The organism is Pseudomonas putida NBRC 14164 (assembly GCF_000412675.1).
Lineage (GTDB): Bacteria > Pseudomonadota > Gammaproteobacteria > Pseudomonadales > Pseudomonadaceae > Aquipseudomonas > Aquipseudomonas putida.
Window position 1 is genome coordinate 4919983 of the sequence record NC_021505.1, and the last position, 20198, is coordinate 4940180.

Sequence of the window (20198 nt, forward strand, 5' to 3'; positions counted from 1 at the left end):
ACGATAATCTGCCCCGATGGCTTATGCCAGTCTCAAACTTTTTCGCTGGTCACCTGCACATGCAACGCGCGCCCGGCACCCAGCCCGAACACGATTGCACCTACCCCCAGCACAGCAAAAATCCACCCTACTGCCGCCCAGCCCCCTGTCAGGTCATGCACCAGGCCCACCGCGAACGGCCCCATCGACGCCAGGGTATAACCTACTCCCTGGGCCATGCTCGACAGGTTCGCGGCCACATGGGCATCTTTCGAGCGCAGCACGATCAAGGTCAGCGCCAGGGCAAAGGTTCCGCCCTGCCCCAGGCCCAACACCACGGCCCATCCCCACAGCCCCGACACCGGTGCATACAGGCAACCGAACAGGCCAGCCAGGGTAATCAGCATGACCAGCACGATCGCCAGCCGCTGGTCCTTGCCGCGGGTGGCCAGCCAAGGCGCACTCAGGGAGCTGACCAGCTGCACGATCACCGACCCTGACAACACCAGCCCCGCCTCGGTCGGGCTCAGGCCGCGACCGATGAGGATGGATGGCAACCAGCCGAACACGATGTAAGCCAGCGATGACTGCAGGCCCATGTAAAGGGTCACCTGCCAGGCCAGCGGGTCACGCCACAGGCCACGCACGCGATAGGCCACCTTGTGCAGGCCGTGCCCCTGGCGGGCCTGCGGCAGCCACACCAGCATGGCCAGCAGGGCCGGTAGCACCCAGAAGCCCAACCCCAGCGCCCAGCTGCCGTCAAAATGTTGGGCCAAAGGTACGGTGGCACCGGCTGCCATCGCTGCGCCCAGGCACAACGCCATGGTGTACACACCGGTCAGTGTGCCAGCGTGCTGCGGGAAGTCGCGCTTGACGATACCCGGCAACAGCACGCCGATAATTCCGATGCTGGCCCCCGCCATCAGGCTGCCCAGAAACACCCCGATGGCCCCAAAGGCGCTTCGCACCATGATGCCCAGCGCCAGGGTGACGAGGATGCCCAGGATCACCCGCTCGCTGCCAAAACGCCGCGCCAGTACCGGCGCCAGTGGGGCGAACAGCCCCAGGCACAGCACCGGCAAGGTAGTCAGCAACCCGGCCTGCGAAGCACTCAGCCCCAGGCCTTCGGCAACCTGCCCCAGCACCGGCGCCATGCTCGACAATGCAGGGCGCAGGTTCAATGCCACCAGCACCAGGCCAAGCAACAACAGCCAGGGCCGCCGCAATACCACAGGCTGTTGCTGCACCTGCTCGTCGTCCGCCTCAGCGTCGATCAGCAGCTCATCGAGATCCCGCTCGTTGCGCGGGTTGTTACGGGTGATGGATTCAGCCATGGCCTTCTCGGAGTCAGGATTCGATGAGGGTACGGCTCAGGCGCTTGGCCCGCTCCGCATCACGTTGTTCGATGGCATCGAGGATCTGCCCATGCAGATCGAACGTGGCCTGGCAACGGGGCACGGTCGCCATGTTGTGCTGAAGAGCGGCAGCCACCACCCCGGAAAAGTACCGGTACAGCTCGCTCAATGCCGGATTGTGGGCGGCATCGACCAGCCGCTGGTGAAACACCAGGTCACACGCCACATAGGCATCGACATTCCCGTGGAAGTGCCCGGCACTGCCGGCCAGGGCCTCGCGCAGCGCTTGCAGGTCGGCATCCGTGCGGCGCAACGCCGCCAGGCCAATGGCCTCGGCTTCGAGGATATGGCGGGTTTCACGGGCCTGCTCGGGGGTGCAGCGGGACATTGCCTGCACCGCCTGCAATGGGTCCTGGGCCGTACGCAGGTAGCTGCCGTCGCCCTGACGAATTTCCACCAGGCCACTGAACGCCAGCACGCGCATGGCCTCACGCACAGTGTTGCGGCTAATGCCCAGCTGAAGGGCCAGTTCCGGCTCGGTGGGCAAACGCTGGCCGACTTGCCAGTCGCCCAACACGATGCGCTCGCGCATGCGCTCCACGGCCAGTTCGACCAGGGAACGCTTGGTCAACTCAGTGCTCATCTTACTCAACCAATCATCCGATGAATTGGCACAGCTTACTGGATGCGGGGTAACGCCGCAAACCACCTGGTATTTCTGCCAGTTGTGAACAAAACCCTTTGTTGCAACGCTCGCAGTGTTTTTTCAGGGGTGTACTTACATGCGACTGGCGAGCCTGCTGTTAATGCTGTTTCTGGCAATGCTGCCGGGTTGCGATCCGGCCAGACACCCCAGCCGCCCCAAAGCCTTGCTCATCGGGCTGGACGGGGTGCAGTTGGAGCAATACCTGCTGTTGGGCGACGCCACCAACCTGAATCAACGGCTGTATTACGGCAAGGCCTACGCTGGCGGAATCAACGGCAGGGCCAGTGAGCAGCCTACCTTGAGTGGCCCGGGCTGGGTCACGCTGCTTACCGGCGTCTGGAGCAACAAGCATGGCGTCGACTCGGATACCGAGTCGTTGCGGGTAGATCCGGCGTTTCCCAGCCTGTTCAAACGGCTGCGCCTGGCCATGCCCAACGCTTACCTGTCCAGTGTGGTGGGTTGGTCACCGCTGAACACGGCATTCCTGCTGGAAGATGCCCATGGTGCCGATGTACGCGAGAGTGGTTTGTCAGATGCGCGGGTAATTGAGCGAACGCTGCAAATCCTTGCCAACACGCCCGCCGACTTCACATTCATTCAGCTGGATGCGGCAGACCAGGTCGGGCACGACAGTGGCTTTGGCGATCACTATCAGCAGGCGTTGCGCACACTCGATAGCCAGATCGGGCATTTGCTGGACAAGGTCGACGAACGCCGCCGCCTGCACCCGCAGGAAGACTGGCTGGTGATCGTCAGCACAGACCATGGGCGCGATTACTGGGGGAAAGGCCATGGCAGCGCTTCGGAGCAGGAAAAGAGCATCTTCATCGCCAGCAACAAGCCGCTGAATCAGGAGCTGACCGAGTTGAGCATTCCTGCGGAAATGCCAGGGCCCAACAACCTGTACGGCCTTCCCGCGCAGACTTCGGTGGCACCCACTGTGCTACGCCACATGGGCCTGACGCTGCAGCCAGAATGGCTACTGGATGGCACGCCTTTGCTGGGTAAAACCGGTGCGCGCAAGGCTCGAGCCGATGAACACAAGGGACGGTTGCGCTGGAACAGCAATGCCACTGGCTACCTGACGATTCTGAAGAACGGGCAAGTGGTTGCACAGGTACCGGCCAGGGACGGGCAATGGACTGATCCGCAGGGGATGGAAAGGCAGAACGATTACGTGCTGGTGCTTGATGGCACGCCGACGGCGGTGCGCAACCGGCCAGCGGCCAAGGCAATTGTTATCGAAGAGAGCAGCTATTAAGCCAGGCGCGCTCCTGTAAGAACCGCGCCCGGCCATGCGTCAGTTCAACGCATCGAGCAGCGCCTGGTTCATCTCTGGCGTACCGATGGTAATACGCAGGAACTGAGCAATGCGTGGTTGCTTGAAGTGGCGCACGATCACACCTTGCTCGCGCAGACGTGCAGCCAGCTCGCCGGCATCCTGCTGCGGGTGGCGCGCGAAGATGAAGTTGGCGGCCGAAGGCAGTACCTCGAAGCCCTTGGCCTCAAGCTGCCCGACCAGCACTTCGCGGCTGTCGATCACCTTGCGGCAGGTTTGCTCGAAGTACTCGCGGTCTTCAAACGCCACCGCCGCGCCAACGATCGCCGCACGGTCCAGCGGGTAGGAGTTGAAGCTGTTCTTGATCCGCTCCAGCGCCTCGATCAGGTCCGGGTGCCCGACCGCCAGGCCAACCCGCAGGCCGGCCAGGGAGCGCGACTTCGACAGGGTCTGGGTCACCAGCAGGTTGTCATAGCGGTCCACCAGGCTGATGGCCGTCTCGCCACCGAAATCGATGTAGGCCTCGTCGACCACCACCACCGAGTCACGGTTGGCCTGCAGCAACTGCTCCACCGCCTGCAGCGGCATCAGGCAGCCAGTCGGCGCGTTGGGGTTGGGGAAGATGATGCCGGCGTTGGGCTTGTTGTAGTCCTCGATGCGGATCTGGAACTTCTCATCCAGCGCCACCTGCTCGAAGGCAATACCGTACAGGCCGCAATAGACCGGGTAGAAGCTGTAGCTGATGTCCGGGAACAGCAGCGGTGCATCGTGCTGGAACAGGCCGTGGAAAATGTGCGCAAGCACCTCGTCCGAGCCGTTGCCGACAAACACCTGCCCCGGGGTTACGCCGTAGTACTCGGCAACCGCCTGCTTCAGCCGGTCGCCGTTAGGGTCCGGGTACAGGCGCAGGTTGTCGTTCAGCTCGCCACGCATGGCCTCCAGCGCCTTGGGCGACGGGCCGTAGGGGTTTTCGTTGGTGTTGAGCTTGACCAGACGGGCCAGCTTGGGTTGCTCGCCCGGCACGTAAGGCACCAAATCCTTGACGAAGGGGCTCCAGAATCGACTCATGCTCAGTTCCCCTTCTCTTGGGTCAGGATACGGTATTCAGCGCTGCGGGCGTGGGCGGTCAGCGACTCGCCGCGGGCCAGCACAGACGCGGTGTGGCCCAGCTCGGACGCGCCCTGCTCGGAACAGAAGATGATCGACGAACGCTTCTGGAAGTCATACACCCCCAGCGGCGACGAGAAACGCGCGGTGCCGGAGGTAGGCAGCACGTGGTTGGGGCCGGCGCAGTAGTCGCCCAGCGCTTCGCTGGTGTGCCGGCCCATGAAGATCGCGCCAGCGTGGCGAATGTGCGGCAACCAGGCTTGCGGGTCGGCCACCGACAGCTCCAGGTGTTCCGGGGCGATGCGGTTGGCCACATCCATGGCCTGTTGCATGTCCCGCACCTGGATCAGCGCGCCGCGGCCGTTGATCGATTTCTCGATGATATCGGCACGCTCCATGGTCGGCATCAGCTTGTCGATGCTGGCGGCAACGCGGTCGAGGAACGCGGCATCCGGGCTGACCAGGATGGCCTGGGCATCCTCGTCGTGCTCGGCCTGGGAGAACAGGTCCATGGCGATCCAGTCCGGGTCGGTCTGGCCGTCACACACCACGAGGATTTCCGACGGGCCGGCGATCATGTCGATGCCTACCTGGCCAAACACGTGGCGCTTGGCAGTGGCCACGTAGATGTTGCCAGGGCCGACAATCTTGTCCACCTGCGGTACGCTTTCGGTGCCGTAGGCCAGCGCTGCGACAGCTTGCGCACCACCGACGGTGAACACGCGGTCGACGCCGGCGATGCAGGCGGCGGCTAGCACCAGTTCGTTGACCTCACCACGTGGGGTCGGCACTACCATCACCACTTCGGCCACGCCGGCAACCTTGGCCGGAATGGCGTTCATCAGCACCGACGACGGGTACGACGCCTTGCCGCCCGGCACGTACAGGCCTGCACGGTCCAGCGGGGTGACCTTCTGGCCCAGCACCGTGCCGTCGGCCTCGGTGTACTGCCAGGAGTCCTGCTTCTGCCGCTCGTGGTACATGCGCACACGGTTGGCGGCCTTTTCCAGGGCTTCACGCTGCACCGGGGTAATGCGGGTCAGGGCCAGTTCAAGGCGCTCGCGACCAAGGATCAGGTCATCGATGCTGTTGGCGGCAACGCCGTCGAAACGCTGGGTGAACTCCACCAGTGCCGCATCGCCGCGCTCGCGCACGCCCTTGATGATGTCGAGCACGCGCTGGTTGACCGCGTCATCGGACACACTTTCCCAGCTCAGCAGATGATCCAGATGTCGGGCGAAATCCGGATCAGCAGCGTTGAGACGGGCAATTGCAGTGGACACGGTCATGGCGAGGGCCTCGATTATTAGCGAATGCTCAGGCGCCCTAGGCTACCAGTCCATCCGCGCGGGCACCCGAGAAAAGTGGCTATGACGCGGATAGACGGGCGCGACAGCGAAGGCCGCGCTCAGAAGTCAGCCGCGGTGTCGCGATTCGACCGCGTTACGCAGTGTGTCGATCAGGCTCTGGATACGGGCATGCTGCATTTTCATGGAGGCCTTGTTGACCACCAGGCGCGAGCTGATCGTGGCGATCAGGTCCTGGGGTTCCAGGCCGTTGGCACGCAGGGTGTTGCCGGTGTCGACCACGTCGATGATCTTGTCGGCGAGGTTGATCAGCGGTGCCAGTTCCATCGAGCCGTACAGCTTGATGATGTCGACCTGGCGGCCCTGTTCGGCGTAGTAGCGCTTGGCTACGTTGACGAACTTGGTGGCCACGCGCAGGCGGCCCTTGGGCTCGGCTGCGCCGACCACGCCGGCAGTCATCAGCTTGCATTGGGCAATCTGCAGGTCCAGGGGTTCGTACATACCCTGGCCGCCGTACTCCATCAGCACGTCCTTGCCGGCCACACCCAGGTCGGCGGCACCATGCTCGACATAGGTCGGCACGTCGGTGGCACGCACGATCAGCAGGCGCACATCGTCCTGCGTGGTGGGGATGATCAGTTTGCGGCTCTTGTCCGGGTTCTCGGTCGGCACGATACCGGCCTCGGCCAGCAACGGCAGGGTGTCGTCGAGAATACGGCCTTTGGAAAGCGCGATGGTCAACATTGGAACGTCGGTCCTTAAGCGGCTGCTGCCGGCCAGGTCATCGACCTGGCCGCATTCAATTCGAAAGGTGCATCCTTGCACCTGCGGGCTATCAGCCCGGTACGCGGCGGATTTTTGCGCCGAGCATCTGCAGTTTCTCTTCGATGCACTCGTAACCACGGTCGATGTGGTAGATGCGGTCGATCAGGGTATCGCCTTCTGCAACCAGCGCCGACAGCACCAGGCTGGCGGAAGCACGCAGGTCGGTGGCCATGACCGGTGCGCCTTTGAGCGACTTGACGCCAGTGACGATGGCAGTGTTGCCTTCGACCTGGATCTGCGCGCCCATGCGGTGCATTTCGTAAACGTGCATGAAGCGGTTTTCGAAGATGGTCTCGATCACCGCGCCAGTGCCTTCGGCAATGGCGTTCAGCGAAATGAACTGCGCCTGCATGTCGGTCGGGAACGCCGGGTACGGGGCGGTACGCAGGTTGACGGCTTTCGGCCGCTTGCCGTGCATGTCCAGCTCGATCCAGTCTTCGCCGACGTTGATGTCGGCACCGGACTCCTTGAGTTTTTCCAGTACGGCTTCAAGGATGGTCGGGTCGGTGTCCTTGACCTTGACGCGGCCACCGGTGACGGCAGCAGCGACCAGGTAGGTACCTGTCTCGATGCGGTCCGGCATCACGCGGTAGGTGGCCGAGTGCAGGCGCTCGACGCCATCGATGGTGATGGTGTCGGTACCCGCGCCCTGGACATTGCCGCCCATGGCATTGATGAAGTTGGCCAGGTCGACCACTTCAGGCTCACGTGCGGCGTTCTGCAACACGCTGCGGCCCTTGGCCAGGGCAGCGGCCATCATGATGTTCTCGGTACCAGTGACGCTGACGGTGTCGAAGAAGAAGTGCGCGCCGCGCAGGCCACCCTCAGGCGCCTTGGCCTTGATGTAGCCACCTTCCACTTCGATCTTCGCGCCCATGGCCTCGAGGCCGCGGATGTGCAGGTCGACCGGGCGCGAACCAATCGCGCAACCGCCAGGCAGGGCCACTTCGGCTTCGCCGAAACGGGCAACCATCGGGCCCAGTACCAGGATCGAGGCGCGCATGGTCTTGACCAGCTCGTAAGGCGCAACCAAGGTCTTGATGGTGCGTGGGTCAATCTCCACCGACAGCTTTTCGTCGATCACAGGCTCGATGCCCATGCGGCCGAACAGCTCGATCATGGTGGTGATGTCGTGCAGGTGCGGCAGGTTGCCCACGGTGACCGGGCCATCGGCCAGCAGGGTCGCCGCCAGAATCGGCAGGGCTGCGTTCTTCGCGCCCGAAATACGGATCTCGCCGTCAAGGCGAGCGCCGCCAGTAATAATCAGTTTGTCCATTGGAGTCTCGCCGCCAAGTTGGCTCAGGTGCGCTCAGCCCAGGCTGCGCTGCTGAAAAATTTCATGGTTACCGCGTGGATGCTGCCATTGGCGATCCAAGGATTAAGGTGAGCATAGATCGCCTGCTGGCGCTTGACCGGGCTCAGGCCAGCCAACTCGTCGCTGATCACGTTCAACTGGAAGTTGCAGCCTTCGCCTTCAACTTCAACCAGGGATCCCGGCAATTTTTCTTCAAGGAAGCTCTTAACTTCTAGGGCCTGCATGCTCAACCTCAATCGGCGCCCGATGCGCACGGGTCGGCCATCATACAAAAAAGCCCCTCGCCTGCGAAGCCCACCGAGGGCGTGCGCTGACCGAGGGGCCTCAATCAGTGGCGAGCCATCAGCTCGCCAGCACTTCATCGAGGTCATAAACCTCGGCGATTTCCCGCATGTCGTCGGGCATGCCGCGCACCTCGAAGGCCTTGCCGGCGGCTTGACCATCGCGAATGAACGCCAGCAACAGCGACAGGCCGACACTCGACGACTTCTCGACAGCCGAGCAATCCAGCACCAGGCGTGGCTCGCGAGACGCTTCGATCAACGCCTTGCCTTGCTTGCGCAAGCCCGGGCCGCTGCGGTAATCCAGCACGCCAGCCAGGCGCAGTACGCCTGGTTCGGCCATGCTCACACCGGCATCACTCATTTCACTTCCTTGTCAGGCGAGCTGTCCGCGGTTTGCTTGGCCTTGGCCACTTCGCCGGCCCAGCCGTCGATGGTCTTGTCCAGATTGTTGCCGTTGCGCTGCATGGCATCGGCGAACTGGTCACGGAAGAGCTTGCCGATGTTGATGCCGTTGACGATGACGTTACGCACCTTCCACTCGCCGGCGATGTTTTCCAGGGTGTACTGCACCGGGTAAACGGCACCGTTGTTGCCGGTGACCTTCATGCCGACACTGGCGCGCTTGCCGTCATCGGCCTTGGCCGGATCGACGATGATGCCCTGGTTGTTGTATTCGAGCAGCGCGTTGCCATAGAACTGCATCAGGCTGCGCTTGAAGTTTTCCTGGAAGCGCTGCATCTGCTCAGGCGTGGCCTTGCGCGAGTACTTGACGGTCATGATGCTGCGGGAAATGCCGTCGGCGTCCACCACCGGGCCGAGGATGCGGTTAAGTGCATCGTAGAAGGCGCCAGGGTTGGACTTGTACTGTTCCTTGTTGGCCTTGAGGTCGCCCAACAGTTCGGTGGTGGTGCCCTGAATCACATCGTGGGGCGTCTGCGCGGCCACGACCAGCAGGGGGAAAGCCGCCAGCAAAACCAGCAGGCCACGTCGCAGGATCGAAATCATGGAAACTCCTTAATTAGCCGGTTGCGCTTCTTTCGGTTCCTTGCCAACGGAGTTGAGCAGGAACTTGCCAATGAGATCTTCCAGCACCAGTGCCGACTGGGTGTCGTGGATGGTCGCGCCATCCTTGAGCACCTGGTCTTCACCGCCCACGCTGATGCCGATGTACTTCTCGCCAAGCAAACCGGCGGTCAGGATCGAGGCAGTGGAGTCGGTCGGCAGGTTGTCTACCGTCTTGTCCAGCTGCAACGTTACCCGACCGGTGTAGGAATCGCGGTCCAGATCGATGGCGGTGACCTTGCCGATGGTCACACCGGCCATGGTCACTTTAGCTCTGACCGTCAAACCGGCAATATTGTCGAAGTAGGCATAAACTTTATAGGTATCGCTGCTCGGGCTGGCCGACAGCCCGCTGACACGCAGGGCCAGCAGCAGCAGCGCCAGGATCCCGGCCAGGAGGAACAGGCCGACACCGATTTCCAGGGTGCGGTTTTGCATCAGAAATCTCCAAACATCAAGGCGGTCAGAATAAAGTCCAGACCCAGCACTGCCAACGAGGCATAGACCACGGTCTTGGTGGTGGCACGGCTGATCCCTTCTGAGGTGGGCTCACAGTCGTACCCCTGGAATACGGCGATCCAGGTTGTGACGAAGGCGAACACCAGGCTCTTGACCAGCCCGTTGAGCACGTCGTCAGTGAACGAAACACTGTTCTGCATGTTGGCCCAGAACGAGCCCTCGTAGACGCCCAGCCAGTCCACGGCCACCCACGAGCCACCCCAGATGCCTACCACGCTGAAGATCAGCGCCAGCAGCGGCAGCGAGATGAAGCCGGCCCACAGGCGCGGCGCGACGATGTACTTGAGCGGGTCGACGCCGATCATTTCCAGGCTCGACAGCTGCTCGGTGGACTTCATGTTGCCGATTTCGGCGGTCAGCGCAGAACCTGCACGGCCGGCAAACAGCAACGCCGTCACCACGGGGCCAAGCTCGCGCAGCAGGGTCAGGGCGACCATCTGCCCCACCGCCTGCTCCGAACCGTACTTGGTCAGGATGCTGTAGCCCTGCAGCGCCAGCACCATGCCGATGAACACACCGGACACGACAACGATTGCCAGCGACAGCACGCCTACCGAGTACAGCTGCTTGGTCAGCAACTGGAAGCCACCGCCGATGCCGCCACGGCCGACCAGCGCATGAAACAGGAAAAGGCACGAACGCCCGAGCACGGCCAGCACGTCGATGGCCGAACGGCCCAGCAAACGGACACGTTCGAGTAAGGATTTTTTGCGCATCAACGCGCTCCCAGCAGGTCGGCGCGGTAGTCAGGCGCAGGAAAGTGGAAGGGAACCGGGCCGTCCGGGTCGCCCTTCATGAACTGGCGAATCCGTGGGTTGTCGGAGCCCATCAGCTCGTCAGGCGTGCCCTGCCCCAGCACCTGGCCGTCGCCTACCACATAGATGTAGTCGGCGATGCTGGCGGTTTCCGCCAGGTCGTGGGAGACGACGATGCTGGTGATGCCCAAGGCATCGTTGAGCAGGCGGATCAGGCGCACCAGTACGCCCATGGCAATGGGGTCCTGGCCGACGAACGGTTCGTCGTACATGAGGATCTGCGGGTCCAGGGCAATTGCCCGTGCCAGCGCCACACGGCGCTTCATGCCACCGGACAATTCGTCGGGCATGAGGTCGATGGCACCGCGCAGGCCCACGGCCTGCAGCTTCATCAGCACGATGTCGCGGATCATTTCTTCCGACAACTGGGTGTGCACGCGCAGCGGGAACGCGACGTTCTCGAACACATCAAGGTCGGTGAACAGTGCACCACTCTGGAACAGCACGCCCATTTGCTTGCGGGCATCGAACAGGTCGCTGCGCGACAGGGTCGGCAGGTTCTGCCCGGCAACCCATACCTCACCGCTGGAGGGGCGCAGTTGCGCGCCCATCAGGCGGAGCAACGTGGTCTTGCCGCAACCCGATGGCCCCATGATGCCGGTGACCTTGCCGCGCGGGATGCGAATGTCGACGTTGCTGAAAATGCTGCGCGAACCGCGTTTGAAGGTAACCCCCTTCAACTCGACCGCGTAGGCGCTATCCACACTCATCTAGACTCCTTGCTAGTGCAGCCTCGTCCTAGTGGACGCCAGCCTCCATCAGGAAGGCACAAGCGCCCCTGCCAGGCCGAATAGCGGCGAACTATAGCACCGCTGACGCCACCGCCCCAAGGCCAGGCAAGCAGTCGTTCAGCCCTGTGACAGGCTTTGATGACATTCGCTACAGCAATCGAAGGGGTGAGGGTTTTCGTCATTGCGCGTATAATCGCGGCCTTTTCATCAGGCATTGCTTTCTCGACATGAGCCAATCCAGCGAGCTGATCCAATCCGCCCAACGCACCCTGCGCCTGGAACTCGAGGCCGTAGAGGCCCTGTTGGCGCGCATCGACGACAATTTCGTCAAAGCCTGCGAACTGATCCTGGCCAGCAAGGGCCGGGTGGTCGTGGTCGGCATGGGCAAGTCCGGGCATATCGGCAACAAGATCGCCGCCACCCTGGCCAGCACCGGTACGCCGGCGTTTTTCGTGCACCCGGCTGAAGCCAGCCATGGCGACATGGGCATGATCACCCGCGATGATGTCATCCTTGCCCTGTCGAATTCCGGTAGCACTGCCGAAATCGTCACCCTGCTGCCACTGATCAAACGCCTGGGCATCAAGCTGGTCAGCCTGACCGGCAACCCCGATTCGCCCCTGGCCCAGGCCGCCGAGGTCAACCTCGACGCCCGCGTAGAGCAAGAGGCCTGCCCACTTAACCTGGCACCCACCTCTTCCACCACCGCATCGCTGGTGCTGGGCGACTGCCTGGCCATCGCCCTGCTCGAAGCCCGCGGCTTCACGGCAGAAGACTTTGCCTTCTCGCACCCGGGCGGTGCACTGGGCCGCCGCCTGTTGCTCAAGGTCGAGAACGTGATGCACAGCGGCGACGAGCTGCCCCAGGTAGCCCGCGGCACCCTGCTCAAGGATGCGCTGCTTGAAATGTCCCGCAAAGGTCTGGGCATGACCGTGATCGTCGAAGCCGACGGCACGCTGGCCGGGATCTTCACCGACGGCGACCTGCGCCGCAGCCTGGACCGCAACATCGACGTACACACCACCCTGATCGACCAGGTGATGACCGTGCACGGCAAGACGGCCCGCGCCGAAATGCTCGCTGCCGAAGCCTTGAAGATCATGGAAGACCACAAGATCGGCGCACTGGTGGTGGTGGACCGCGAGGACCGCCCGACCGGCGCCCTGAACATGCACGACCTGCTGCGCGCCGGTGTAATGTAAGGAGCGATGGAATGAACCAGGATCTCATGCAACGCGGCAAAACCATCAAGCTGGCAGTGTTCGATGTGGACGGCGTGCTCACCGACGGGCGCCTGTACTTCCTCGAGGACGGCAGCGAGTTCAAGACCTTCAACACCCTCGACGGCCAGGGCATCAAGATGCTCATGGCCTCGGGCGTGACCACCGCGATCATCAGCGGGCGTAAAACCCCTGTGGTCGAACGGCGGGCGAAAAACCTCGGCATCCCGCACCTGTACCAGGGCCGCGAGGACAAATTGGTCGTGCTTGACGGCCTGCTCGCCGAACTGGGCCTAAGCTATGATCAAGTGGCCTACCTGGGCGACGACCTGCCCGACCTGCCGGTCATTCGCCGGGTAGCATTGGGCATGGCCGTGGCCAACGCCGCTCCGTTTGTTCGCCAGCACGCCCACGGCGTGACCCAGGCACGCGGCGGCGAAGGCGCAGCCCGTGAATTCTGCGAACTGATCATGCAGGCCCAGGGCACCCTGGACGCTGCCAACGCCAATTACCTGTAAGGCTGCCCATGTTCAGCAAGAAAGCCCGCAATATTGCGCTGCTAGCAGTGATCGCCGCCCTGCTGGCGGCGGTCGGCTACTGGAACGTCAGCCCGGAAAGCTTCCTCGACAAGCCGGTGGCCCAGGTCGACGAAAGCGCCATCGACTACTATGCGATCAACGCCCACAGCGTGCAGTTTCTGCCTGATGGCAAGCTGCAGTACGAAATGACTGCCGACAAGGTCGAGCACCTCAAGGCCAGCGAAATCACGTTGCTGACCACGCCGGACCTGCACCTGTACCGCGGCACCGAATACCCGTGGCACGTGCAGAGCACCCGCGCCGAGGTCAATCCGGACGGCACCGAGGTCGAACTGATCGACAAGGTCCGGATTGCGCGCATCGACGAAAAGCAGCGTGAAACCATCATTACCAGCTCACGCATGACCGTGTTCCCGCAGAAGCAATATGCGCAGACCGAGCAAGCCGTTAGAATCGACGGCGCCGGTGGCACAACTACGGGCAAAGGAATGAAAGCGTATTTGAAAGAAAGCAGGATGGACCTGCTCTCTAACGTAAGAGGACAGTATGAGGCTCGTTAAAACCCTCCCCCTTTTGCTCAGCCTGAGCGCAGCACTGGGAAGCGCGAGCGCCTTCGCACTGCCGAATGACCGTGATCAGCCGATCCGCATCCAGGCCGACCAGGCCCACCTGGATGACAAGCAAGGCGTAGCCACCTACACCGGCGACGTGGTCATTACCCAGGGCTCGATGATGATCAAAGGCAACACCGTGACCATCACCCGCTCCGCTTCCGGCGACATCGATGTGGTGACCTCGGTGGGCAACCTGGCCTACTTCGAGCAGCAGCAGAGCGCGGCCAAGCCAGACAAGATGAAAGGCTGGGGCGTGACCATCCAGTATCAGGCGCTGAAAGACCTGGTGATCCTCACCGACCGCGCCAAGGTCGAGAACGAAGGCAACACCACCGAAGGCGAGAAGATCGTCTACAACACCCAGACCCAGGTGGCGACCGCCGGTCGCGGTGGCAACGTGACTACACCGCGTCAGCGCATCGACATGGTGATCCAGCCCAAGAAGAAGGCCGAGTAAATGGCAACCCTCAAAGCCCAGCACCTGGCCAAGAGCTACAAGGGGCGGCAGGTCGTACGCGATGTCAGCCTGTCGATCGACAGCGGCCAGATCGTCGGCCTGCTCGGCCCCAACGGCGCCGGCAAGACCACCTGCTTCTACATGATTGTCGGGCTGGTCCAGGCCGAGCAGGGGCGCGTGCTCATCGATAACCTCGATGTCAGCCACCAGCCCATGCACGGCCGCGCCCGTGCTGGCATCGGCTACCTGCCGCAGGAAGCCTCGATCTTCCGCAAGCTGTCGGTGGCCGACAACATCATGGCCATCCTCGAGACCCGCAAGGACATCGACCGCGACGGCCGGCGCAAGGAGCTGGAAAGCCTGCTGCAGGAGTTCCACATCAGCCACATCCGCGACAACCTCGGCATGAGCCTCTCTGGTGGTGAACGCCGTCGCGTCGAGATTGCCCGCGCCCTGGCGACCGCACCCAAGTTCATCTTACTGGACGAACCATTCGCCGGTGTCGACCCGATCTCGGTCGGCGACATCAAGCAGATCATCCACCATCTCAAGGCCAAGGGCATCGGTGTGCTGATCACCGACCACAACGTGCGCGAGACCCTGGATATCTGCGAAACCGCCTATATCGTCAATGATGGCCGACTGATCGCCGAAGGCGACGCCGAAACCATCCTGGCCAACGACCTGGTCAAAGAGGTTTACCTGGGCCACGAGTTCCGTCTCTGACCCCGGCACGCGCCTGGAGCACCGGAAAATAGCCGCACAACTGCGGGTAAAGTTGTTACGGTGCTCTAGGCAAACGCTACAATTTAAGGCATAAAACTTGCTTGATCTGGCGCCCCGGCGCCCTCGTGTAGTGGATGGCGCATGCGCGCCGGCGAACAAGGTACAAGCCCCTGCCATGAAACCATCGCTCGTCCTAAAAATGGGCCAGCAACTGACGATGACACCGCAGTTGCAACAGGCCATCCGTCTGCTCCAGCTTTCCACCCTGGACCTGCAACAGGAAATCCAGGAAGCGCTGGAGTCGAACCCGATGCTCGAACGTCAGGAAGACGGCGAGGACTTCGACAACAGCGACCCGATGGCGGACAACGCCGAGAACAAGCCGACAGCCGAAGCCCAGGACAACAGCTTCCAGGAAAGCACCATCAGTGCCGACAACCTGGAAGACGGTGAATGGAGCGAGCGCATTCCCAACGAGCTTCCAGTCGATACCGCATGGGAAGACATCTACCAGACCAGCGCCAGCAGCCTGCCGAGCAACGATGACGACGAGTGGGACTTCACCACCCGCACATCGGCCGGCGAAAGCCTGCAAAGCCACCTGCTGTGGCAACTGAACCTGGCGCCGATGTCCGACACCGACCGCCTGATCGCCGTTACCCTGATCGACAGCATCAACGGCCAGGGCTACCTGGAAGACACCCTCGAAGAAATCTGCGCCGGTTTCGACCCTGAGCTGGACATCGAGCTGGACGAAGTCGAGGCGGTACTGCACCGCATCCAACAGTTCGAACCGGCAGGTGTCGGCGCCCGCAATCTGGGCGAATGCCTGCTGCTGCAACTGCGCCAGCTACCTGCCAATACCCCGTGGATGACCGAAGCCAAGCGCCTGGTCACCGATTTCATCGACCTGCTCGGCAGCCGCGACTACAGCCAGCTGATGCGGCGCATGAAAATCAAGGAAGACGAGCTTCGCCAGGTCATCGAACTGGTACAAAGCCTCAACCCGCGCCCTGGTTCGCAGATCGAGTCCAGCGAACCCGAGTACGTGGTGCCCGACGTCATCGTGCGCAAAGATACCGACCGTTGGCTGGTGGAGCTGAACCAGGAAGCCATACCGCGCCTGCGGGTGAACCCGCAATACGCCGGTTTCGTGCGCCGCGCCGACACCAGCGCCGACAACACCTTCATGCGCAACCAGTTGCAGGAAGCGCGCTGGTTCATCAAGAGCCTGCAAAGCCGTAACGAAACCCTGATGAAGGTTGCCACCCAGATCGTCGAGCACCAGCGTGGTTTCCTCGACCACGGCGACGAAGCGATGAAGCCGCTGGTGCTGCATGACATTGCCGAAGCGGTGGGGATGCACGAGTCGACCATTTCGCGGGTTACCACGCAAAAGTACATGCACACACCGCGTGGCATCTACGAACTGAAATACTTTTTCTCCAGCCACGTCAGCACCTCCGAAGGCGGAGAATGCTCGTCCACGGCGATTCGCGCGATCATCAAGAAACTGGTTGCGGCTGAAAATCAGAAAAAGCCATTGAGTGACAGCAAGATCGCTGGTTTACTGGAGGCACAAGGCATCCAGGTAGCCCGTCGCACCGTCGCCAAGTACCGCGAGTCCCTCGGCATCGCACCGTCGAGCGAGCGCAAGCGACTGATGTAGCCCCTGAGATGAGCCACAGCGTTTGTGGGGCAGGTGCGAGACCTGCCTCTTTATGCACGGGCAACAAAGGAGAAGCTGTATGCAAGTCAATATCAGTGGACAGCATGTAGAAGTCACCCCACCGCTGCGTGATTATGTGGAGCAGAAGCTCAAACGCGTAGCGAGTCACTTCGACAAGATCACCAACGTGCAGGTCATCATGAAAGTCGAGAAGCTGCAGCAGAAGGTCGAAGCGACCCTGCAGATTCCCGGCGGTGAAGTGGTTGCCAATGCCGAAGACCAAGACATGTATGCAGCAATCGACGCCTTGGCCGACAAGCTCGACCGCCAACTGAAAAAACACAAGGAAAAACAGCAAAGCCTGCTGCAAGGTGCAGCTGCACGCTGATCCCCCTCATCCATGATCCGACTTGAAACCATCCTGACCCCCGGCCGTTCACTCGTGAACGTGCCGGGCGGCAGTAAGAAGCGCGCCCTGGAAAAGGTCGCCACCGTCATCGCCGACCAAGTGCCAGAACTGGAGATGCAAGACGTCTTCGAAAAACTGGTCGCCCGGGAAAAACTCGGCTCGACCGGTTTCGGCAATGGCATCGCCATCCCCCACTGCCGGCTTGAAGGCTGTTCCGCACCGGTCAGTGCCTTGCTGCACCTGGAAGCTCCAATCGATTACGACGCCATCGATGGCGCGCCCGTGGACCTGCTGTTCGTCCTGCTGGTGCCTGAAGCCGCTACCGATGCCCATCTGGAACTGCTGCGCCAGATTGCCAGCATGCTCGATCGCAAGGAGGTTCGTGATCGCTTGCGTGCCGCCAGCAGTAACGAGGCCCTGTTCCAGGTTGTCCTGGACGTACAGAACGAGCACTGAACATGCGCCTGATCATTGTCAGCGGCCGCTCCGGCTCCGGCAAGAGCACCGCCCTCGATGTACTGGAAGACAACGGTTTCTACTGCATTGACAACCTGCCCGCCGGGCTGCTGCCGGAACTGGCAGAAGAAGCGCTGATCAACACCGAACTGCTGCAACCGAAGGTTGCCGTGTCGATCGACGCGCGTAACCTGCCCAGCCACCTGACGCGCTTCCCCGAATTGCTCGAAGAAGCCCGTGCGCGAAACATCCAGTGTGATGTGCTGTTCCTGGATGCCGACGAAGACATGCTGCTCAAGCGCTTCTCGGAAACCCGCCGACGCCACCCACTGACCAATGCCAACCGCTCGCTGGCCGAAGCGATTCGGGTCGAGAGTGAGCTTCTGGGCCCGATCGCCGACCTGGCCGACCTGAAGATCGACACCACCAACCTGAATCTGTATCAGTTGCGTGATTCGATCAAGCTGCGCCTGCTCAACCAACCCGAGCCCGGCACCGCATTCCTGGTCGAGTCGTTCGGTTTCAAGCGTGGCATGCCGGTCGATGCAGACCTGGTGTTCGATGTGCGCTGCCTGCCAAACCCTTACTGGAAGCCCGAGCTGCGCGAGCACTCCGGCCTCGACCAACCGGTAATCGACTATCTGGCCGCACAGCCGGATGTCGAAGACATGTTCAGCGACATTTCCAGCTATCTGCTCAAGTGGCTGCCCCGCTTCGCCGCCAGCAACCGTGCCTACGTCACCATTGCCATCGGCTGCACCGGCGGCCACCACCGCTCGGTGTACATCACTGAGCGCCTTGGCCAGTTGCTGCAGCAATCCCTGAAAAACGTCCAGGTCCGCCACCGCGACCTCTAGCCCAAGGATCCGCCCCACGATGCCCGCCCGCGAAATCACCATCATCAACAAGCTGGGCCTGCATGCCCGGGCGGCAGCCAAGTTCGTCGGCGTGGCAGGCCGCTTCCCCTGCCAGGTGCGGGTTGGCCGCGCGCCGGACAAGCTGGTGGACGGCAAGAGCATCATGGCGGTGATGATGCTGGCGGCCGGCAAAGGCACCCAGGTGCACCTGCACACCGAAGGCGAGCAGGACAACGACGCCATGGATGCGCTGGTCGAGCTGATCAACAACTTCTTCGACGAAGGCGAATAAAAGCCAGCACGATCCTTGTAGGCGCGGCCTTGCGCCGCGACAGGGCTGCAATGCAGTCCCAGAATTTGAGCAACAAGGCACAAGTTGCCGGGGCCGCTTTGCGGCCCTATCGCGACACAAGGCCGCTCCCACAGGGAACACGCAAACCTGATAATGAATCAGGACATCGCTGTATCCATCACCATCATCAGGCAGAAGCCAATACACAGCCCCAGGCTGGCCAGACGATGATGGCCGTTACTGCGCGATTCCGGGATGATCTCCTGGGTCACCACCAGCAGCATTGCCCCCGCCGCGCAGGCCAGGCCCAACGGCAGCAGCAGTTCGGCGATGTTCACCAGCCAGGCGCAGATCACCGCAGCCACCGGCTCGACCAGGCCTGACGCTGCGCCTATCAAGAAGGCTTTGAAGCGCGACATGCCCGCCCCGGCCAGCACCAGCGCAATGACCAGCCCCTCAGGCACATCCTGCAAGGCAATGCCCATGGCCAGGCTGTCGGCGTCGGCCATGCCACCACCGGCGGACACACCGATGGCCATGCCCTCGGGAATGTTGTGGGCGATGATGGCGATCACAAACAGCCAGATGCGCGCAGCAATCACCGGCTGGTTGTCGGTGCCGACCAGCGCTTCTGGTGAGGCGCCAGACACTTTTAGGTCAACCAGAAACAGGCAGAGCGCACCGAACAACAAGCCAAAGCTGATCAGGCCGCCCGCGCCCCAAGGGCTGAAACCGATGGACTGGGCCGCGCCCAGACCCGGAATGATCAGGGAAAACGCGGTGGCTGCCAGCATAACGCCAGCGCCGAAGCCCAGCAGCGTGTCGGCCAGCGCCACTGGCATGTTGCGAATGACCAGTACCGGTACCGCCCCCAACGCCGTCCCCAGTGCGCACAATGCGCCGCCCTCCAGGGCGCGCAACATCCGTGGTTCCAGGTCCAGCCAGGCAAGGCCACGCGCTACCAACAGCGCGGTGCCCGCCAGCAAAAGCAAAGTCCCAAGCGCCAGGCGAAACAGGCGCACACTGCTGACAGACATCACTTCAGAGCGCATACCGGTCCGACTCACTTCAGGGCTTCAACGTAGCGACGTTCCACTTCCGCCCAGTCAATGACGTTGTAGAAAGCGCCGATGTATTCCGGACGACGGTTCTGGTACTTCAGGTAGTAGGCATGCTCCCACACGTCCAGGCCGAGGATCGGCGTATTGCCGTGCATCAGCGGGCTGTCCTGGTTACCGCTGCTTTCCACCACCAGGGTTTTCTGCGGGGTCACGCTGAGCCAGGCCCAGCCGCTGCCGAAGCGGGTCAGCGCCGCTTTGGTGAAGGCATCCTTGAAGGCATCAAATCCGCCCAGTTGCGAGGAGATGGCTTGTACCAGCTGGCCCTGTGGCTCACCGCCGCCCTGCGGCGACATCACAGTCCAGAACAGGCTGTGGTTGGCGTGGCCGCCGCCATGGTTGGTGACCGCAGCGCGCAGGTTTTCTGGCAGCTGCTTGACCGCACCGACCAGTTTTTCCACCGGCCATTCGGCCCACTCAGTGCCTTCGATGGCGGCATTGAGGCCGTTGACGTAGGTCTGATGGTGCTTGCTGTGGTGGATCTCCATGGTCTGGGCGTCGATGTGCGGCTCCAGCGCATCGTAGGCGTAAGGCAAAGCAGGCAAGGTATGGGGCAT

General features: G+C 62.2%; 25 protein-coding genes. 11 read left to right on the plus strand and 14 right to left on the minus strand.

Annotation, left to right across the window (positions count from 1 at the left end; genetic code table 11):
- Nucleotides 1-32 precede the first annotated feature (32 nt).
- Both PP4_RS21845 and PP4_RS21850 read right to left on the minus strand, forming a co-directional pair.
- Entirely contained in the window at nt 33-1313 is a 1281-nt protein-coding gene (locus PP4_RS21845) for a CynX/NimT family MFS transporter (protein WP_016501317.1), read from the minus strand.
- 13 nt (nt 1314-1326) lie between these two features.
- Nucleotides 1327-1977 (minus strand): FadR/GntR family transcriptional regulator, encoded by a 651-nt coding sequence (locus tag PP4_RS21850; protein WP_016501318.1) that lies wholly within the window; start codon nt 1975-1977, stop codon nt 1327-1329.
- A gap of 139 nt (nt 1978-2116) precedes the next feature.
- On the opposite strand from PP4_RS21850, the gene PP4_RS21855 reads away from it, so the two are divergent.
- The gene (locus PP4_RS21855; RefSeq protein WP_016501319.1) at nt 2117-3301 is read left to right on the plus strand and encodes an alkaline phosphatase family protein; all 1185 of its coding nucleotides are present in this window, start codon (nt 2117-2119) and stop codon (nt 3299-3301) included.
- Nucleotides 3302-3340: 39 nt separating this feature from the next.
- Here the strand turns inward: PP4_RS21855 and hisC are convergent, their stop codons facing one another.
- The 10 genes from hisC to PP4_RS21905 form a co-directional block, all read right to left on the minus strand.
- A complete protein-coding gene (gene hisC / locus PP4_RS21860) occupies nt 3341-4387 on the minus strand; it encodes a histidinol-phosphate transaminase (RefSeq protein WP_016501320.1) in 1047 nt (348 codons plus the stop codon).
- A gap of 2 nt (nt 4388-4389) precedes the next feature.
- Nucleotides 4390-5715, minus strand: a complete 1326-nt coding sequence (hisD, locus tag PP4_RS21865) for a histidinol dehydrogenase (RefSeq protein WP_016501321.1) — start codon at nt 5713-5715, stop codon at nt 4390-4392.
- Between the two features lie 126 nt (nt 5716-5841).
- Entirely contained in the window at nt 5842-6477 is a 636-nt protein-coding gene (hisG, locus tag PP4_RS21870) for an ATP phosphoribosyltransferase (RefSeq protein ID WP_016501322.1), read from the minus strand.
- Nucleotides 6478-6568: 91 nt separating this feature from the next.
- Entirely contained in the window at nt 6569-7834 is a 1266-nt protein-coding gene (gene murA, locus PP4_RS21875) for a UDP-N-acetylglucosamine 1-carboxyvinyltransferase (RefSeq protein ID WP_016501323.1), read from the minus strand.
- Between the two features lie 23 nt (nt 7835-7857).
- Nucleotides 7858-8097, minus strand: a complete 240-nt coding sequence (locus tag PP4_RS21880) for a BolA family protein (RefSeq protein ID WP_016501324.1) — start codon at nt 8095-8097, stop codon at nt 7858-7860.
- A 118-nt stretch (nt 8098-8215) separates the two neighbouring features.
- Nucleotides 8216-8518, minus strand: coding sequence for an STAS domain-containing protein (locus PP4_RS21885; protein ID WP_016501325.1), 303 nt, complete (start codon nt 8516-8518; stop codon nt 8216-8218).
- Nucleotides 8515-9162 (minus strand): MlaC/ttg2D family ABC transporter substrate-binding protein, encoded by a 648-nt coding sequence (locus PP4_RS21890; RefSeq protein WP_016501326.1) that lies wholly within the window; start codon nt 9160-9162, stop codon nt 8515-8517. Before PP4_RS21890 ends, PP4_RS21885 begins: the two co-directional genes overlap by 4 nt.
- Nucleotides 9163-9171: 9 nt before the next feature.
- On the minus strand, nt 9172-9657 hold the full coding sequence (gene mlaD / locus PP4_RS21895; protein WP_016501327.1) for an outer membrane lipid asymmetry maintenance protein MlaD: 486 nt from the start codon (nt 9655-9657) through the stop codon (nt 9172-9174).
- Nucleotides 9657-10454, minus strand: a complete 798-nt coding sequence (gene mlaE, locus PP4_RS21900) for a lipid asymmetry maintenance ABC transporter permease subunit MlaE (protein WP_016501328.1) — start codon at nt 10452-10454, stop codon at nt 9657-9659. Before mlaE ends, mlaD begins: the two co-directional genes overlap by 1 nt.
- Nucleotides 10454-11263, minus strand: a complete 810-nt coding sequence (locus PP4_RS21905; RefSeq protein ID WP_016501329.1) for an ATP-binding cassette domain-containing protein — start codon at nt 11261-11263, stop codon at nt 10454-10456. Before PP4_RS21905 ends, mlaE begins: the two co-directional genes overlap by 1 nt.
- 248 nt (nt 11264-11511) lie before the next feature.
- Between PP4_RS21905 and PP4_RS21910 the strand changes: the two genes are divergently transcribed.
- The 10 genes from PP4_RS21910 to PP4_RS21955 all read left to right on the plus strand — a co-directional run bounded on the left by PP4_RS21910 (nt 11512) and on the right by PP4_RS21955 (nt 18523).
- Entirely contained in the window at nt 11512-12486 is a 975-nt protein-coding gene (locus PP4_RS21910; protein WP_016501330.1) for a KpsF/GutQ family sugar-phosphate isomerase, read from the plus strand.
- 11 nt (nt 12487-12497) lie between these two features.
- On the plus strand, nt 12498-13022 hold the full coding sequence (locus tag PP4_RS21915; RefSeq protein ID WP_016501331.1) for a KdsC family phosphatase: 525 nt from the start codon (nt 12498-12500) through the stop codon (nt 13020-13022).
- A gap of 8 nt (nt 13023-13030) precedes the next feature.
- A complete protein-coding gene (gene lptC, locus PP4_RS21920) occupies nt 13031-13603 on the plus strand; it encodes an LPS export ABC transporter periplasmic protein LptC (protein WP_016501332.1) in 573 nt (190 codons plus the stop codon).
- Nucleotides 13590-14114: a lipopolysaccharide transport periplasmic protein LptA gene (gene lptA / locus PP4_RS21925; protein WP_016501333.1), complete on the plus strand. Its 525-nt coding sequence runs from the start codon at nt 13590-13592 to the stop codon at nt 14112-14114. The genes lptC and lptA overlap by 14 nt, the downstream gene beginning before the upstream one ends.
- A complete protein-coding gene (lptB, locus tag PP4_RS21930) occupies nt 14115-14840 on the plus strand; it encodes an LPS export ABC transporter ATP-binding protein (RefSeq protein ID WP_016501334.1) in 726 nt (241 codons plus the stop codon).
- Between the two features lie 175 nt (nt 14841-15015).
- On the plus strand, nt 15016-16509 hold the full coding sequence (locus PP4_RS21935; RefSeq protein WP_041167860.1) for an RNA polymerase factor sigma-54: 1494 nt from the start codon (nt 15016-15018) through the stop codon (nt 16507-16509).
- Nucleotides 16510-16588: 79 nt separating this feature from the next.
- Nucleotides 16589-16897, plus strand: coding sequence for a ribosome hibernation-promoting factor, HPF/YfiA family (gene hpf / locus PP4_RS21940; RefSeq protein WP_016501336.1), 309 nt, complete (start codon nt 16589-16591; stop codon nt 16895-16897).
- A 12-nt stretch (nt 16898-16909) separates the two neighbouring features.
- Nucleotides 16910-17374 carry a PTS IIA-like nitrogen regulatory protein PtsN gene (ptsN, locus tag PP4_RS21945; RefSeq protein ID WP_016501337.1) on the plus strand — a complete coding sequence of 155 codons (465 nt, stop codon included), beginning with the start codon at nt 16910-16912 and terminating at the stop codon, nt 17372-17374.
- A 2-nt stretch (nt 17375-17376) separates the two neighbouring features.
- On the plus strand, nt 17377-18231 hold the full coding sequence (gene rapZ / locus PP4_RS21950; protein WP_016501338.1) for an RNase adapter RapZ: 855 nt from the start codon (nt 17377-17379) through the stop codon (nt 18229-18231).
- Between the two features lie 19 nt (nt 18232-18250).
- Nucleotides 18251-18523 carry an HPr family phosphocarrier protein gene (locus tag PP4_RS21955; protein WP_003255140.1) on the plus strand — a complete coding sequence of 91 codons (273 nt, stop codon included), beginning with the start codon at nt 18251-18253 and terminating at the stop codon, nt 18521-18523.
- A gap of 158 nt (nt 18524-18681) precedes the next feature.
- On the opposite strand, the gene PP4_RS21960 is transcribed toward PP4_RS21955, so the two are convergent.
- The gene (locus PP4_RS21960; RefSeq protein WP_016501339.1) at nt 18682-19575 is read right to left on the minus strand and encodes a ZIP family metal transporter; all 894 of its coding nucleotides are present in this window, start codon (nt 19573-19575) and stop codon (nt 18682-18684) included.
- Between the two features lie 11 nt (nt 19576-19586).
- Nucleotides 19587-20198 carry a superoxide dismutase gene (locus PP4_RS21965; protein WP_016501340.1) on the minus strand — a complete coding sequence of 204 codons (612 nt, stop codon included), beginning with the start codon at nt 20196-20198 and terminating at the stop codon, nt 19587-19589.

What these genes read in the sequence shown, in the direction of transcription:
- PP4_RS21935 (WP_041167860.1), top strand. Translation starts at nt 15,016, where the DNA reads ATGAAACCATCGCTCGTCCTAAAAATGGGCCAGCAACTGACGATGACA.
- PP4_RS21960 (WP_016501339.1), bottom strand. Translation starts at nt 19,575, where the DNA reads ATGCGCTCTGAAGTGATGTCTGTCAGCAGTGTGCGCCTGTTTCGCCTG.
- PP4_RS21905 (WP_016501329.1), bottom strand. Translation starts at nt 11,263, where the DNA reads ATGAGTGTGGATAGCGCCTACGCGGTCGAGTTGAAGGGGGTTACCTTC.
- PP4_RS21955 (WP_003255140.1), top strand. Translation starts at nt 18,251, where the DNA reads ATGCCCGCCCGCGAAATCACCATCATCAACAAGCTGGGCCTGCATGCC.
- PP4_RS21885 (WP_016501325.1), bottom strand. Translation starts at nt 8,518, where the DNA reads ATGAGTGATGCCGGTGTGAGCATGGCCGAACCAGGCGTACTGCGCCTG.
- PP4_RS21855 (WP_016501319.1), top strand. Translation starts at nt 2,117, where the DNA reads ATGCGACTGGCGAGCCTGCTGTTAATGCTGTTTCTGGCAATGCTGCCG.
- hisC (WP_016501320.1), bottom strand. Translation starts at nt 4,387, where the DNA reads ATGAGTCGATTCTGGAGCCCCTTCGTCAAGGATTTGGTGCCTTACGTG.
- rapZ (WP_016501338.1), top strand. Translation starts at nt 17,377, where the DNA reads ATGCGCCTGATCATTGTCAGCGGCCGCTCCGGCTCCGGCAAGAGCACC.
- PP4_RS21890 (WP_016501326.1), bottom strand. Translation starts at nt 9,162, where the DNA reads ATGATTTCGATCCTGCGACGTGGCCTGCTGGTTTTGCTGGCGGCTTTC.
- lptC (WP_016501332.1), top strand. Translation starts at nt 13,031, where the DNA reads ATGTTCAGCAAGAAAGCCCGCAATATTGCGCTGCTAGCAGTGATCGCC.
- murA (WP_016501323.1), bottom strand. Translation starts at nt 7,834, where the DNA reads ATGGACAAACTGATTATTACTGGCGGCGCTCGCCTTGACGGCGAGATC.
- PP4_RS21880 (WP_016501324.1), bottom strand. Translation starts at nt 8,097, where the DNA reads ATGCAGGCCCTAGAAGTTAAGAGCTTCCTTGAAGAAAAATTGCCGGGA.
- PP4_RS21965 (WP_016501340.1), bottom strand. Translation starts at nt 20,198, where the DNA reads ATGCCCCATACCTTGCCTGCTTTGCCTTACGCCTACGATGCGCTGGAG.
- hpf (WP_016501336.1), top strand. Translation starts at nt 16,589, where the DNA reads ATGCAAGTCAATATCAGTGGACAGCATGTAGAAGTCACCCCACCGCTG.
- lptB (WP_016501334.1), top strand. Translation starts at nt 14,115, where the DNA reads ATGGCAACCCTCAAAGCCCAGCACCTGGCCAAGAGCTACAAGGGGCGG.
- PP4_RS21915 (WP_016501331.1), top strand. Translation starts at nt 12,498, where the DNA reads ATGAACCAGGATCTCATGCAACGCGGCAAAACCATCAAGCTGGCAGTG.
- ptsN (WP_016501337.1), top strand. Translation starts at nt 16,910, where the DNA reads ATGATCCGACTTGAAACCATCCTGACCCCCGGCCGTTCACTCGTGAAC.
- hisD (WP_016501321.1), bottom strand. Translation starts at nt 5,715, where the DNA reads ATGACCGTGTCCACTGCAATTGCCCGTCTCAACGCTGCTGATCCGGAT.
- mlaD (WP_016501327.1), bottom strand. Translation starts at nt 9,657, where the DNA reads ATGCAAAACCGCACCCTGGAAATCGGTGTCGGCCTGTTCCTCCTGGCC.
- PP4_RS21845 (WP_016501317.1), bottom strand. Translation starts at nt 1,313, where the DNA reads ATGGCTGAATCCATCACCCGTAACAACCCGCGCAACGAGCGGGATCTC.
- hisG (WP_016501322.1), bottom strand. Translation starts at nt 6,477, where the DNA reads ATGTTGACCATCGCGCTTTCCAAAGGCCGTATTCTCGACGACACCCTG.
- mlaE (WP_016501328.1), bottom strand. Translation starts at nt 10,454, where the DNA reads ATGCGCAAAAAATCCTTACTCGAACGTGTCCGTTTGCTGGGCCGTTCG.
- PP4_RS21850 (WP_016501318.1), bottom strand. Translation starts at nt 1,977, where the DNA reads ATGAGCACTGAGTTGACCAAGCGTTCCCTGGTCGAACTGGCCGTGGAG.
- lptA (WP_016501333.1), top strand. Translation starts at nt 13,590, where the DNA reads ATGAGGCTCGTTAAAACCCTCCCCCTTTTGCTCAGCCTGAGCGCAGCA.
- PP4_RS21910 (WP_016501330.1), top strand. Translation starts at nt 11,512, where the DNA reads ATGAGCCAATCCAGCGAGCTGATCCAATCCGCCCAACGCACCCTGCGC.